Source organism: Mycobacterium seoulense (genome assembly GCF_010731595.1).
Lineage (GTDB): Bacteria > Actinomycetota > Actinomycetes > Mycobacteriales > Mycobacteriaceae > Mycobacterium > Mycobacterium seoulense.
In genome coordinates this window covers 4,358,750-4,373,485 of the sequence record NZ_AP022582.1, presented here as the reverse complement: position 1 = coordinate 4,373,485, position 14,736 = coordinate 4,358,750, and the positions used below count along the sequence as shown (strand labels likewise).

Sequence of the window (14,736 nt, the reverse complement as noted above, 5' to 3'; positions counted from 1 at the left end):
TCGGCCGGTCGCTACCATAAGACGGACCGTCTCGTCTCGCAGTGGCGAGGCAGAGTGAAAGTGATTCCGACCGATGACTGACGACACGATTCAGGCGCTGCTGCGCAGACGCTTGTCCGACCCGGGCGTCGCGGTCAAACACCGCGGCCTGCAATGGAGTTGGAGTCAGTACCTGGCGGGAGCGGCGCAGCGGGCGGCGGCCCTGATCTCCGCGGCCGACCCCGGCCGGCCGATGCACGTCGGCGCCCTGCTGGGTAACAACCCCGAGATGCTGGCCCAGATGGCCGCGGCGGGACTGGGCGGCTACGTGCTGTGCGGCCTGAACAACACGCGGCGCGGCGAGGCGCTGGCGGCCGACGTCCGGCGCGCGCATTGCCAGTTTCTCGTCACCGACGCCGAACACCGGCCACTGCTGGACGGCCTCGACCTCGAGGGAACGCTCGTCCTCGACACCTCGACCCCGCAGTGGGCCGAGCTCGTCGAGGAAGCCGGCGAACTGGAGCCGCGCCGGCAGGTGACCGCGATGGACCCGTTCATGATGATCTTCACCTCGGGAACGAGCGGGAATCCCAAGGCGGTGCAGGTATCGCACCTGATGGCAACGTTCGCCGGCATCAACCTGGTCGAGCGCTTCGCGCTATCCGAGCAGGACACCTGCTACGTGTCGATGCCGCTGTTCCACTCCAACGCGGTCGTCGCCGGATGGGCGCCCGCGGTGGTCTCCGGCGCCGCGATCGTGCCGGCGAAATTCTCGGCCAGCAGCTTCCTCGACGACATCCGTCATTACGGGGCGACGTACATGAACTACGTGGGCAAGCCGCTCGCCTACATCCTGGCCACGCCCGAGCGCGACGACGACGCCGACAATCCCCTGCGGGTGGCGTTCGGTAACGAGGCCAACGACAAGGACATCGAGGAGTTCGCGCGGCGCTTCGACGTGCAGGTGGAGGACGGCTTCGGCTCGACCGAGAACGCGGTCATCGTGATCCGCGAACCCGGCACGCCGAAGGGCTCGATCGGCAAAGGGGTCGACGGGGTGGCGATCTACAACAGCGACACCGTCACCGAGTGCGCGGTCGCGCGGTTCGACGCCGACGGCGCCCTGGTCAACGCCGACGAGGCCGTGGGCGAGTTGGTCAACACGGCGGGATCGGGTTTCTTCACCGGCTACTACAACGACCCGGACGCCAACGCCGAACGCATGCGGCACGGCATGTACTGGTCGGGTGACCTCGCCTACCGCGACTCCGACGGCTGGATTTACCTGGCCGGCCGCACGGCCGACTGGATGAGGGTCGACGGGGAGAACCTCGCCGCCGCACCGATCGAGCGGATCCTGTTGCGGCACAGTTCGATCAACCGCGCCGCGGTGTACGCCGTCCCGGACGGGCGCGTCGGCGATCAGGTGATGGCGGCGATCGTGCTCAACGAGGGGCACACCCTGGACCCCGACGCGTTCGAGGCGTTCCTCGACGCTCAGCCCGACCTGTCCCCGAAGGCCCGCCCACGCTACGTTCGCGTCGCCGCCGACCTGCCGAGCACCGCCACCCACAAGGTGCTCAAGCGTCAACTGATCGGCGAAGGGACGGCCATCGGTGCGGGCGAAACGCTCTGGGAGCGCGAACCGCGCGGCACCGCCTATACGGTCGCGGCGCCTAGCCCGGGGGTACCCGGCGGCGGATCTGGCCCTTCGCCCGTCGCACCCGCTTGACGGGGTCTCGCGTTGTGCCGCCGGCGATCTCGTCGCGCAGCTGCGTGATGTTGGAGAGCTCCGCGTACAGGCCTCGGATCGCGTAGTCCAGAACGGCGAACGAGAAGCGCTGGTCCGGGTCGGCGCTGATGCCGAGTTCGCGCGACCGCTGCCGCGACCACAGCGCCTCGTCCAGCCGCGCCCGGGTCGCCTCGAGGTGCCGGTCCAGGGTGTCCACGATGAGTTCGGGGTCCTCGCCGCGGGCGAGCCAGGTCTTGAGGATGACGGGGTGCTTGATGACGACCTGGTCCTGGCCGGGGAAGTGCTGCACCCACCGGCGCAGCGCGTCACGTCCGGCATCGGTGGTCTCGTAGAGCGTGATCGCCCGCTTGCCCGCTTGGGCGCCGATCTCGCCGACCATGCCGCGCGCCAGCAAGCGGTTCAGCTCGCGCCGCACGTGACTGACCGACGGCGACCAGTAGAAGTGGCCGACGGACAGCTCTGCGCGCATCTTGATCTCGCCCGCGGTGAGCTGCTCGTCGTTGGCGGCGAGCACGCCCAGTACCAGGTAGGCGGTTACCGGCAGGCCGTTGCTGGTGCGCCGGGGGCTCACGGCGGCCTAGTCCTGGCCGGTGAAGTAGGGCAGGGTCACGTCGGGACCGGCGGCGTGGAACTGAACCCGCACGCGCATGCCGATCCGCAGCTCCTCCGGCGCCAGGCCGACGACGTTGGTCAGCATCTGGTAACCCTCGTCCAGCGTGACGATCGCGGGTGCGTAGGGCGGGGAGAATTCCGCCGTCACCGGCCGGTGAACCACCGTCCAGCTGTAGATCTCGCCCAGGCCGCCGCTGCGCTCCCAGCGCACCTGGGCCGAAAGGCATTGGCGGCAGTGCTCGGTCGGCGGAAAGTTGGCCAGGCCGCAGGCGTCGCAGCGTTGGTACCGCAGTTCCTCCGCCCGGCAGCCCTGCCAGAAGGGCAGGCTCAGGTGGCTGCTGGCATGGGGCACCGGACCGGTTTGTGGGCGCAGGGCGTCGGAGGTCACCGCGGTTCGTCTCCCAGGATCAGCAGCGTGGTGAACAAGGCGCCCGCTCCCCCGTTGCTGCACAACGCGATATGGGCATCGGGGACCTGAAGTTCGCCCGCCTGGCCGCGCAGCTGCTCGACGGCCCGGACGGCCCGCTGCATCATCTGCGGATTGGAGCCCGCATGGCTGAACGACATGGTCCCTCCGTCGGTGGTGATGGGATGGCTGCCGTCGATGGCGATGTGGCCGTCGGCGACGAACGGTCCCCCCTCGCCCTCGCCGCAGAACCCGAACGCCTCGAGCTGGCGGATGATTTCGAAGGAGAACGGGTCGTAGAGCTCCAGCACGTCGACGTCGTCGGGCCGCAACCCGGCGTGGCGGAAGGCGCGCTCGGCCGCGCGCCGGCCGACCACCCCGTTGACGTGCCGGTCCCGCCGTCCGGCCAGGTCCCACGCCGGCGGGTGCTGATAGGACGGGCCGTGGAAGTCCGCGCCGCTGCCCAGCAGGAAGATGGGTTGGCTTGCGCCGTCGGTCTTTTCGACGTCGGCCACGACCAGGGCGCACCCGCCTTCTGAGGTGGTGGCGCAGTCCAGGAGATGAAACGGGTCGGCGATGGGCCGGGAGGCGGTGATGTCGTCGGGCGTGAAGGGTCCGCGTCGGTAGTAGACGGCTTGGGGGTTACGAGATCCGTTGTTGCGGATGGTCGCCGCCACGATCGACAGTTGTTCGCGGGTGGTGCCGTAGGCGTGCATGTGGCGGCGCGCGATGAGCGCGAACTCGGCGGTGGTGAACATGCCCCAGGGCGCGACGAATTCGTTCTCGGGTCGGGTCCACGGCGCCGTCGCCTCGTGGTCGCGGTATTCGCCGGCCTGGGCCGCGACCAGCACCACCACGTCCGCCATGCCGTGCTCGATGGCGGCGGCCGCCTCGGTGATCATGCCGACGCCGAAGGCGAGCCCCTGCCAGGCCGGGCCGAGCCGCAGGTCGTAGATGAGCGCGGTGGACAGTGGCCCCGCACTGATCCCGTCGACGTCGTCGAGGCGCAGGCCCGCGTCGTCGAGCGCGCCGCGGATGGCGGTCAGCGCCAGGCTCCGCGAGGTCTCGCCCTCCAGGCGCCGACCCTGCCGGGTGTTGTGCACCCCGACGATCGCCGCGGTGCGTTTTGTGCCTGCCACTTCGTATCCTTCGCGTCTAGTTTTCGTCCGCCACGACGCCGAGGTAGGTGCCGACGACGTCGTACTGCCGACCGTCACGGGTGATGGTCCCGATGGTCGTGGTGCGGGCGTCGGGGGGCGGCCCGCCGCCCGGACGCGGTTCCACGACGTCGATCCGCACGTCCACGGGACGCGCCGTCTGCGGGTCGGTGATCTCGACGACCATCGCGACCGCGCGCTCGCGCTCGTCCCATTCGACGCTGGTGATGCGGTGCCGGGCGGTCAGTTCCATCACCACCGAGTCCTCGCGCACCAAAAAGCGCACCGGCGCGCACAATTCGCCGGCCCGGGGTGGCACGCAGAGGGTGACGGCCATGTCACAGGCCCGCCGGCCGGTCGCTCACGGTCCCCGACTCCCGCAACGCCGACAGATCTCGTTGGCTGCGCCCCAGCAGCTCCGTCATGACCTCGCCGGTGTGCTGGCCGTACAGGGGCGGTACCCGGCGGATCCAGCGCCGCGGCCGGCCGAGGAACGCGAACGGCATTCCCGTGCACAGGAAGGAGCCGGCGACCGGGTGGTCGACGGTTTCCCAGAAACCGCGCGCGTGCAGGTGCGGGTCGCTCAGCAGTGCCGCGGCCGGCGTGACGGGCGCCGCGGCCACCCCCGCCGCGCGCAGCGCTTCGACCGCTTCGCCCACCGACTGGCGCGCCGTCCAGTCCGAGATCAGCTTGTCATTTTCGTCCGGCCGCTCCCGCCAGTCGCCGTCGTGCAGGTCCGGCCGGCCGAGCAGTCGCGCCAGCGCCGCGCGCGCCGCGTCGTCCGTCGCGGCCAGCGCCACCCAGTCGTCATCGCCCCGGCAACGGTAGACGCCCTGGGGGCGGGCGTCGGGGCCGCGATTGCCGTTGCGCCGCATCTGGATTCCGTTGCGGGAATACTCCACCATCATCTCGGCGGCCACGTTCAACGCCGCCTCGACCATGGTGGACTCCACGTGCATCCCGCTCCCGTCGCGGTCGCGGATCACCAGCGCGGCCACCGCGGCGAAGGCCGCGTGCAGGCCCGCGATGGGGTCACACACGCCGCGCGGGATCACCGGGGGCCCATCGGCGTGGCCGGTCATCCACGCCATGCCGGTGGCCTGCTCCATCGTCTGGGCGAAGCCCACGCGGTCCCGCCAGGGACCGTCGAGCCCGAATGCCGGCATCCGCACCATGATGGCGCGGGGGTTGGCCGCGCGCACGGCATCCCAGCCCAGACCGAAGTTCGTCATCACCCGGGGCGAGAAGTTCTCGATGACCAGATCGCTTGCGGCGACGAGCTCCAGCGCGATGGCCCGCCCCGCCTCGGTGCTGAGTTCGACGCTCACGCCGCGCTTGTTGTTGTTGCTGCACAGGAAGACCGGGCCCCACTCCCACCACTGGTCCCAGCTGGGCGGGCGGCCGGCGGAGAACCGCATGCCGTCGGGCCGGCGGACCCCCTCGACCTTGATCACGTCGGCGCCCAGAGCGCCCAGCAGTTGTGTGGCGACCGGCCCCGCCCAGAAGGCGGTGAAATCGGTGATCCGCGTGTCAGCCAGCGGGAGGGCGTCGGCGCCGGCGCCGTGAGGCGGGGCCGGTCGTGGCGGCCAGTGAACCCGGCCGTTGTCGGCGCCGAGCCGCGGCGCCCGCCCCGGCGGCCTCGTCGGCATCGCGTCGCTGCGATACGGCACCCTCGGCTGCAGCCCGCCCGCCCCGGATTCGACGAACACACCGCGTTCCACGAAATGGTCGATCTTGGGCAGCATTTCGGGTGTCCCGATCGGGGCCACCGGGATGCGGAAGGCGACCGCGAGGTCGACGATCTCCTGTGTGGTGCGCGACTGGGTCCACTGGGTGACCATGCCGACGAACTCGTCGCGGCGGGCGACCCGCCCGTCGAACGACGCCAGCTCGGCGTCGTCGAGCAGATCGGCACGATCGATGAGCACCAGGAAGTCCTGGAACTGCTGCGCGGTGATGGTGCAGAAGCCCACCATGCCGTCGGCCGTGGGGACGATCGAGGGCAGTTCCAGACTGCGCCGGCCCAGGAGGGAGTCTGCGCCCAGCACGCTGGCCGACATGGCGGACAGCCCGCCCATCGCGATGACCATCGCCTCGTACGTCGACACATCGATGACCTCGCCGCGGCCGCCGCGCGCGGCATGCCGGGCGGTGGCCGCGGCGACCGCGGCGGCGAACGTGCCCGCCAGCCACTCGCCGAGCTGCCCGCCGGCCTGCACCGGTTCGTCCTCCGGCCAGCCGCGGCCGGCGGTCGAGCCGCACAACGCCTGCAGGATGAACTCGTTGGCGATCACCCGATCGTCGACGTAGGGTCCCGCCGTGCCGAACGGTGTCACGGCGACCACCACTGCCGAAGCGCCGGTGTGGGCCGTGATTTCGTCGAGCGTCCAACCGTCGGTCAGGTCGGTGAGCACGAGGTCGGCGCCGGCCAGCAGCGCGTCGATCTCCGCCTGGCCGCCGCTGGTCACCGATTTCTTGCCCGCGGCCAGGTAGCCGAACAGCGCCCCGGCGGGCCCGCCGGCCGACCGCCTGCGCAGCGAATCCCCCTGCGCCGATTCTATTTTCACCACGTCGGCGCCGGCGTCGGCGAACATCTTGCCGCAGTAGGACACCGCGATCCCGTTGGACAACTCCAGCACGCGCCAGTCCGCGAACGGCGCTCGGGCTGCCACGTTCAGTTGCCCAGGGTGGTGGCGCGCCCCGCGATCCCGGCGGCTTCCGCCGTCACCTGCGCCTGCAGGGCGAACTGGGTCATCCGGGTCCACGCGTCGCGGTCACGCTGGCTGGCCCGGCGGCCGACGTGCGTGACCACGTCGACGTCGGCGGCCTGGGCGCGGAGGCATCCGGCGCGGGCGCGTTCCTTGGGGATGTGCCGGAACGGGTCGAACGAGTAAGCGGCCATGGCGTTTTCGTGGGTGATCTTGTTGATGACCGAATCGTCGAGATGCCCCATGGTCTCGATGACGTCCTCGGGCGCGAACGGCCAGTTGCTGTCGGAATGGGGGAAGTCGGACTCCCAGCACAGCATGTCTTCGTTGAACCAGTCCATGTTGCGCACGCCGACCTTGTCGCTGATGAAGCATGTGTAGAAGTGCCGCTTGAACACGTCGGCCGGCCCGCTGTACCCGGGCGGGAACGTGGCCAGCGTCCACCCCGAATGGCGGTTGTAGACGTGCTCGGCCCGCCAGAGGAAGTACGGTATCCAGCCGACGTCGCCTTCGGTGAGCGAGAACTTCAGCTGCGGGAAGTCCGCCCAGAACTCGGCCCAGATGAGCTCGGTGAAGGTGAACATGCTCATCATCGACGACGCCGTCATCTGCACGCTGGGCGGCGCGTCGCTGGACACCTGCGGGGAACGCGACGCCGAGCCGACGTGCGTGCACAGGACGGTCGTGTTCTCGCAAACCGCCTCGAACAGCGGGTACCAGTATTTGGTGTGAATGCTGGGCATTTGCAACGCCTCTGGGTTCTCCGAGAACGTCACCGCGTGGCAACCCTTGTCGGCGAGGCGTTTGACTTCCTTGGCCGCCTCGGCCACGTCGAACAGCGGCAGGATGCCACAGGGGATGAATCGGCCCGGGTAGGCCGCGCACCACTCGTCGATGTGCCAGTCGTTGTATGCCTTGATCATGACGAGGTTGACGTCGCGGTCGGGACCCTGGTTGAGGACCTGGCCGGAGAAGCCGGTGAAGTTGGGGAAGTTCAGGCCGGCCAGCTGGCCGCCGGCGTTCATGTCCCGAACCCGCTCGTCGACGTTGAAGCAGCCGGGGCGCATCTCGTCGTAGCGGGAGGCATCGATGTTGTACATCTCCCGGGGCTTGCCCGCCACCGCATTGAGCCCCATGTTCCGGCCGCGGACCTCGCCGTAGTACCACTGCTGGACGCCGTCGGGTTCGATGACCACCCGGGGCGCGCGGTCTTTGTATTTGGCGGGGACGTGGGCGTCGAACATGTCGGCGGGCTCGGCGATGTGATCATCCACGCTGATCAGGATCAAATCGTCCTTATGCATGCCGCGCTCCTCGGTGATATAGGACTAGTAGATAATGGCGCCGATCACACTGTCAACCGTGAGCGCGGCCTCGTCGTCGCCGTATTCGGTTGCCCTGCAACGCGCACAGCACGCCCGCGCGCGGCGGCGTCTTTCGCCCGGCGCCGGCGCCAGTTACGGACTAATAGTCCATGCCGTCGCGGGGACCGGCCCGAGGGGCTCAGTCGGCCGGCTCGTAGCGCAGCATCGTGACGTCGTGCTCCGGGTAGTCGCAGAACACCGGCCGAACGCGCATCCCGACCCGAAGGTCGGCCGGGTCGACGTTGACCATCTCGGTGGAAAACCGTGGCCCCTCGTCCCATTCGACGATGGCCAGCAGTTGCGGGACGGCGTCGGCGAAGTGCGGGCTGACCGGGCGGCGCGCCACGGTGTAGGAATACAACGTCCCCATCCCCGAGATCTCCCGCCATTCCAGATCGTCGGCCAGGGTGCGCGGGGCGCGCACCCGCGGGTAGAACACGTAGCCGCGCAGTGAGGGCGAATACTGGATGACGATGCGGTGCTGTGCCAGCGCGTCCCAAAACGGCGTGCTGGTAGGGGTTTTGACCGGCATCGGGCGTTCGAAGGTGACCATGTCCGAATCAATCCCCCTCGAGTATCAGCGTGGTTTGTTCCGACAGGATTCCGCCGTTGCCGGACACGAAGGCACGGTGACAGTCGGCGACCTGCGCGGCGCCCGCGCGGCCCATGATCTGGCGCGTGGCGTCGCAGACGTGGTGCATGCCACCGGCGAGCCCGGCCTGACCGAAGCCCAGTTGCCCACCCGCGGTGTTGAGCGGGAAGTCGCCGCGGAACGTCAGGTCATGATCGGCGACGAATTCCATGCCCTTGCCCTTCTCGCAGAACCCGGCGTCCTCCAGCGACAGCAGCACGGTGATCGTGTAGCAGTCGTAGATCGACACCATGTCCATCTGCTCCCGGCTCAGATCGGTCATGGCGAACGCGGTGTCGGCGGCCTCCGCGATCGGGGTGTGCAGCAGGTCCTTTGCGTAGGTGGGGGTCTTGAACGGCACGTGTTCACCAAATCCCTTGATCCACACCGGTCGATGACGGGCACGCCTGGCGAGGTCGGCGTTGGCGACGACCACCGCGGCACCCCCGACACACGGCATCACGATCTCCAGCATGTGCAGCGGGTCGGCGATCACCGGGCTGGCCAAGACCTCGTCGACCGTGAGCGGCTTGTCCTTCCAGATCGCGCCCTCGGTGTGGTTCGCGTTGAACCGCTGGTCGACGACGATCTTGGCCATCGCCCGCTCGTCGTAGCCATAGACGGCCGCGTAGCGCTGGGCCACCTGCCCGTACGGGCCGTTCTGGCCGAGGTTGCCGTAGGGGATCTCGAATTCGGCCTGGGGAGAGCCGTATTGGTTGCTCGACGAACCGAAGAACATCGCGTCGACCAACGGCCTGGGCTTCTTCTTCGATGACGGTGTGATGTATCTGGCCGGCAGCGCGCATAACACCGCGTCACAGATGCCCAGCTCGATCGCCGCGGCGGCCCGCCAGACCATGGCGGCGGCGCTGGCACCGCCGAGGTCGACGTGCTCGGCGAATCGCGCACCGACGCCGAGGTATTCGGCGATGGTGGACGGCACGAAGATCTCGGACTCCGCCAGGTGCGATGCCACGATCCCGTTGACGACGTCACCGGTCAATCCGGCATCGTCGAGGGCGGCAGCGGACAGTTCCGCCCATTGCTCGATCGCGAACGGGGCGAGCGAGGCCTTGTTGAGGCGCTCGGGCGGAAGTTCGACGTAGCCGACGATCGCGGCTTCCCCGCGTAATCCCATGGGCTGTCCTACTTTCGGGGTAGTCCGAGGATCATCTGCGCGATGATGTTCAGTTGAATCTCCCGGGTGCCGCCGCCGATCAGCTCGGCGGGCAGGTGCAGGTAACGCTCCACGATGTCGGGGTCGGAGTCGGCGACCATCGCCGCACGGCCGGTCAAGCGCAGCGTGGCCTCGAAGGTCCTGCGCAGCAGGACGCTCATCGCCACCTTGGCGATGCTGGAGGCGGGCCCCGATGCCTGGCCGTCGAGCAACCGGATCGTTTCCCGTACACCCAGCGCCTTGATGGCGTTGGTGTACGCGTCGAGCTCGCCGAGCGCGCGGAGCGCGTCGTCGCGGTCCGGTCCCGGTGCGGCCGCAAGCCGGCGTAGCGCGGCCGCCCTGTCGAACTTGACGTAACCGCTGATGGCGGAACGCTCTTCGGCCATCGTGGCGATCGCGAGGTTCCAGCCTCCGGTCGGGTCGCCGAGCAGCATGTCGTCGGGCACGAACACGTCGGTCAGGAAGACCTCGTTGAAGTGCGCGTCGCCGGTCGCCGTCTTGATCGGCTGGACCTCGATGCCGGCCGATCGCATGTCGACGATGAAGTAGCCGATGCCGCGGTGTTTGCCGGCGTCAGGATCGGTGCGTGCCAGCAGGGCCCCGAAGTCCGCCCGATGCGCCGCCGACGTCCAGATCTTGTGCCCGTTGATCTTCCAGCCGCCGTCGACCTTCGTGGCCCGCGTGGACAGTGCGGCGAGATCCGATCCGGCGCCCGGCTCGCTGAACAGCTGGCACCAGGCGATCTCGCCGCGCTGCGTCGCAGGGATCAGCTTCTCCTGCAGATCCGGCTGCGCGGCGCGCAGCACTGACGGCAGGATCCACTCGGCGATGCCCAGGGAGGGACGCACCAGGTCGGGCCGCTTGGCGAACTCGTCGTCGATGATGAGCTGTCGCAGTGGGCCGGCGTCAAGTCCCCAGGGCGCCGGCCAGTGCGGCGCGATCAAGCCCTCGTCGGCGATCAGGGTGCGCTGCGGTCCCGTCTCGAACTCCGGGTAGTCGCCCTGGCGGCCGGGCTGGTCGTTACGCAATTGCGCTGCGGTGTCCAAGGTTTCGGCCACCCATGACCGGAATTCCGATTCCGCGTCGCCGAGGTCGACCGACATGTCGCGTTGCCGGCCGCAGGTCAGCCGGCCCAGGCGCCGGGCCCAGCGATTCGCCGGGCCGATCGAGGCGGCGAGGCTGATCGCCCTTCGCCAGTACAGGTGCAGATCGTGCTCCCAGGTGAAACCGATGGCCCCGAACATGGTCAGCGCGTCGAGGACGAGATCGGGCACCGGTGAGATTGCGATCACCGCCGCGCCGGCGGCCGCCATGCGATGCTGGTCGATCGGTTCGTCGGCGGCACGCACCGCGTCCCAGGCCGCCGCGGTGGCCAGCTCGCTGCTCACCAGCAGCATCGCCGCGTTGTGCTGCAACGCCTGGAAGGTGCCGATCACCTTCCCGAACTGTTCCCGGATGCGCAGGTGCGCGGTGACCGCCTCGACGCACCACTGCACGATGCCGGACAACGCGCTGGCCAACAGGGCCAGCGTGACGCACCGCGCGCGGTCGGGGTCGATCCCGGTGAGCACCTCGGAGCCGGCCACCCGGTAGTCGTCGAGTCGCAAGGTGCCGGTGTCGGCGACCAGGTCGGTGCCGTTGACGGGTTCCGCTGTCACACCGGGCCTTTCGGTGTCCACCAGCACCCAGACCACGCCGTCGTCCTCCGCACGCGCTCCGACGAGAACCGTCCCCGCCGCACACACACCGGCGGAGACCTCCGACGCGCCGGTGATCAGCCACCCCCCGCCGTCGGCGCGTGCGCTGAAGTCGCCCTCGTCGGGAAGCACGACCGCCGCGGTGACCCCAGCGACCAGCTCCCGCACCAGGGCTTCGGCGGCCGTCGTCGGGTCGGCCAGCAACGCGACGGCCCCGGCGGTGACCGTGGGCAGCAGCGGGCCGGGCAACAGCGCCTTGCCCGCCGCCTCCAGAACGCACGCGGCGTCGATCAGCCGGCCACCCTGCCCGCCGAGACTCTCGGGCAGGTGCACCGCGTGAAAGCCGTTGCCCACGAGGGCGTCCCACCATCCGGGCCGCCGCCCCGCCGCGAGGTCGTCGAAGCTCTCACGGGTGGCGGCGATGGGCGCGTGCCGGCCGGCGAACTGCCCGACGGCGGCGCTGAGCTCCTGTTGCTCCGGGCTCAGTCCCAAGGTCACGGTGACGGCCGTGAGGTGACTAAGGTTGGCCGCACGGACTGCTACCCTTCCGACTTACAAGACGGACCGTCTCGTCTTGTGGCAGACTACCGGGGGTAGTCAGGCTGTGTAAAGCCGGCCACCGCGGCAGTGAGGATCACCATATGCCAAGCGATCTCACCCAGGTGAGCGCGCCGAGGCGCCGCAGCGAGAAGTCGCGCAGGGCGATCGTCACCGCCACGCGCGAACTGCTTCTCGAGCGCGGGTTCGACGGCCTGACCATCGAGGCGGTCGCCGCTCGCGCCGGGGTCGGCAAGCAGACCATCTATCGGTGGTGGCCCAGCCGCCCAGCCCTGGTCGCCGACGTCATGCTCGAGGACGCCGACAAACTCCTGGCGTCGGTGAATCACACCGACGATCTGGCCGCCGACCTGGCGGGGTGGGTGCGCAAGCTGGCGACCACACTGACGACGGCCCGCGGCTCGGCGATGCTGCGGGTCTTGACCGCCGCGGGCATGGAGCACGAGGACACCGCCGTCAAACTGCGCGGTGGGTTCAGTGAACCGCTGCACGAGAGCGTCAGGGCGCGGATCGTCGCCGACGGCATCGACGGGGCCACCGCCGAGTCGGCCGCGGACGCGATCGTCGGCGGGGTCGTCTACCCGATCCTGTCCGGCGCCCAGCCCTACTCACGACGGCGGGCCGAGCGGACCACGCGGCTCATCGTCGAGGCTCTCGCCAATGGACGCTGACCAGGACCGCAGCGGACGAAACAATGCGTTCTTCTTGTAGTGGTGCTCCGCCATTCGCGACATGATGTTGTCGAGGGCGGTGATCGCGTCGTTGAGGTAAGGCCCCTTGTTGAGCATCACGCACTCCGCCCGCTCGCTCATGGCCGCATCGCTGATCTCGGCGCGGGACGGCAAGCCGGTTTTGGCGAGCTGTTCGAGTACCTGCGTCGCCCAAATCACCGGCAAGTGCGCGGCCTCGCACAGCCACAGGATTTCCTCCTGCAACTCGGCCATCCGCTCATAGCCGCACTCGACGGCCAAGTCCCCGCGCGCGATCATCACCCCGGCCAGGGGACGGCGCATCGCCGTAAGCAGCAGTTGCGGTAGGTGTTCGAAGCCCTGCCGGGTTTCGATCTTGAGCACGATGCCCACGTTGTCGCCACCCAGCCGGTCGAGCTCATCGAGCAACCGTTCGACATCCGACGGGGTCCGCACGAACGACATATCGACCAGATCCGCCAGTTCGACCACCGCGGCCAGGTCGACGACGTCGCGGTCCGTGAGCGCCGGCACCGGCAGGTCGGTATCGGGCATGTTGATGCCCTTGCCGGCCTTCAGGCGGGCTCGGCCATTTTCCGGATGGTCAATGCGCACGGTAAGAACATCGCGGTCGACCGACACCACCCGCCCACCGATCCTGCCGTCGTCAAAGTGGACCGCGTCACCGACACGGGCCTGATCGAACGCCTCGGGCAGCGTGCAACCGATGCGCGGAATCGCCTGACTTCCCTCGACCGGGGCCGGTGAACAGTCGCGCGTCAACCGCAGCAGGTCGCCGGCATGCAGCAACAGACTTTGCTCGGTGGTGGGGAGCAATCCGACTTCGGTCGGTTCCTCGTCGCCTTCGGCGAGCAGCACCGTCCCCGTCTGCAGGTACGTTGTCTGCCGCCCGGACACGACGAATCCGCTAGGTTCGGGGATTTCACTGAGGGACCCGAGGACGAGTCGGCGCTTGGACCCGCGTGCGTCCGTCAAGGCCAGCACATCGCCGGCGGCGCGGTTGGCCAGCCACTGCCGCGGCACCGTAACCAATGCCATTTCGGGTTCGGGCGGGTCGCTCGGTTCCTCGGTCGACGTCAGCCACGCTCGCGCCGGGGCGACGACGTGACCGAGAGCGTCCCGCCGCGGACGCAGTTTGAGCACGCGCGGCCCCGGCATCAGGGGCCCGGTCCGCAGCTTCGGCCCGGCGAGGTCCATTGCGACCAGACATGTCGTGCCTGCGCGTGCGGCCGCGTCCCGAACGTGGTGGACCATTGCGCGCCACGCCCGTACATCGTCGTGAGCGCAGTTGATCCGGGCGATGTTCATGCCGCGTTGCACGAATTCGCGAACCACCTCGGCGTCACTCGCGGCCGCTGACGGGAGCGTGACCATGATGCGGGTCGTGCGATGCGCGGGCTGAGGGCCCAGCAGCTCAGCCGCGCGTTGTCGCAGGATCCTTGAGCCCTGCGCAATCGGTACCGCTGACGGTGGCGGCGGCCGCCAGCTTCCGTGCACCATCGCGGCGATCGCCGAGCGAACCGCCGCCAGCGTGGCCTGCACATGTGCTTCGCTGCGGCCCAACGACGAAAGGCCGAACTCGGCCAAGGTGGCCTGCAGTTCGCGCAGATCGGATTGGCGAATCGCCCAATAGTGCACCAGATTCCGCGCGCTCGACCGATGCTCGGTTGCAACGGCCGATAGCCATCCCGCCCAGGACGCCTCCGCGTCCGACAAGCTGGTCAGGAGGTCGTCGATCTGATCGAGCAAATCCACCAGTCGCCCGGGGACGCCGGCGTCGACGCCGGCCTGCGCGAGGCGCGGGGCGCCGCCCACCTGGTTGGCCAAGCGCTCACCGGACACGGTCACTCCTTGGTTATCTGGCATCGCGGCGGCCACCCAGTGTTAACGTTCGCGTAACACCGTTCACGCGAATCCCCAAGCCACACACCAAAATAGCGGCGACCGCCGCTCCGCAGCAGGGGCATTGGTCCCCAATCGGTGC

Annotated in this window: 12 protein-coding genes; 2 read left to right on the top strand and 10 right to left on the bottom strand. The window is 69.2% G+C overall.

The window, feature by feature from the left end:
- Nucleotides 1-73 precede the first annotated feature (73 nt).
- Nucleotides 74-1,711, top strand: a complete 1,638-nt coding sequence (gene fadD1 / locus G6N37_RS20265; RefSeq protein ID WP_163683173.1) for a fatty-acid--CoA ligase FadD1 — start codon at nt 74-76, stop codon at nt 1,709-1,711.
- Here fadD1 and G6N37_RS20260 read toward each other — a convergent pair.
- From G6N37_RS20260 to G6N37_RS20220, 9 genes are all read right to left on the bottom strand, one after another.
- Nucleotides 1,656-2,303 (bottom strand): PadR family transcriptional regulator, encoded by a 648-nt coding sequence (locus tag G6N37_RS20260; protein WP_163683170.1) that lies wholly within the window; start codon nt 2,301-2,303, stop codon nt 1,656-1,658. The two genes, fadD1 and G6N37_RS20260, sit on opposite strands and share 56 nt — an antisense overlap.
- Nucleotides 2,304-2,309: 6 nt before the next feature.
- Nucleotides 2,310-2,732: a Zn-ribbon domain-containing OB-fold protein gene (locus G6N37_RS20255; RefSeq protein WP_163683168.1), complete on the bottom strand. Its 423-nt coding sequence runs from the start codon at nt 2,730-2,732 to the stop codon at nt 2,310-2,312.
- Entirely contained in the window at nt 2,729-3,889 is a 1,161-nt protein-coding gene (locus tag G6N37_RS20250; RefSeq protein WP_163683166.1) for a thiolase family protein, read from the bottom strand. Before G6N37_RS20250 ends, G6N37_RS20255 begins: the two co-directional genes overlap by 4 nt.
- A gap of 16 nt (nt 3,890-3,905) precedes the next feature.
- Nucleotides 3,906-4,244: a hypothetical protein gene (locus G6N37_RS20245; RefSeq protein ID WP_163683164.1), complete on the bottom strand. Its 339-nt coding sequence runs from the start codon at nt 4,242-4,244 to the stop codon at nt 3,906-3,908.
- A 1-nt stretch (nt 4,245) separates the two neighbouring features.
- A complete protein-coding gene (locus G6N37_RS20240; RefSeq protein WP_163683161.1) occupies nt 4,246-6,579 on the bottom strand; it encodes a CaiB/BaiF CoA-transferase family protein in 2,334 nt (777 codons plus the stop codon).
- A 2-nt stretch (nt 6,580-6,581) separates the two neighbouring features.
- The gene (locus G6N37_RS20235; protein ID WP_163683159.1) at nt 6,582-7,919 is read right to left on the bottom strand and encodes an amidohydrolase family protein; all 1,338 of its coding nucleotides are present in this window, start codon (nt 7,917-7,919) and stop codon (nt 6,582-6,584) included.
- A 199-nt stretch (nt 7,920-8,118) separates the two neighbouring features.
- Nucleotides 8,119-8,532, bottom strand: a complete 414-nt coding sequence (locus G6N37_RS20230; RefSeq protein WP_163683158.1) for a Zn-ribbon domain-containing OB-fold protein — start codon at nt 8,530-8,532, stop codon at nt 8,119-8,121.
- Nucleotides 8,533-8,539: 7 nt separating this feature from the next.
- Entirely contained in the window at nt 8,540-9,748 is a 1,209-nt protein-coding gene (locus G6N37_RS20225) for a thiolase family protein (RefSeq protein WP_163683156.1), read from the bottom strand.
- Between the two features lie 8 nt (nt 9,749-9,756).
- The gene (locus tag G6N37_RS20220) at nt 9,757-11,982 is read right to left on the bottom strand and encodes an acyl-CoA dehydrogenase (protein ID WP_163683153.1); all 2,226 of its coding nucleotides are present in this window, start codon (nt 11,980-11,982) and stop codon (nt 9,757-9,759) included.
- A gap of 143 nt (nt 11,983-12,125) precedes the next feature.
- Between G6N37_RS20220 and G6N37_RS20215 the strand changes: the two genes are divergently transcribed.
- Nucleotides 12,126-12,713 (top strand): TetR/AcrR family transcriptional regulator, encoded by a 588-nt coding sequence (locus G6N37_RS20215; protein WP_163683151.1) that lies wholly within the window; start codon nt 12,126-12,128, stop codon nt 12,711-12,713.
- Here the strand turns inward: G6N37_RS20215 and G6N37_RS20210 are convergent.
- Entirely contained in the window at nt 12,651-14,507 is a 1,857-nt protein-coding gene (locus tag G6N37_RS20210; RefSeq protein ID WP_232075581.1) for a pyruvate kinase, read from the bottom strand. The two genes, G6N37_RS20215 and G6N37_RS20210, sit on opposite strands and share 63 nt — an antisense overlap.
- Nucleotides 14,508-14,736: the final 229 nt, after the last annotated feature.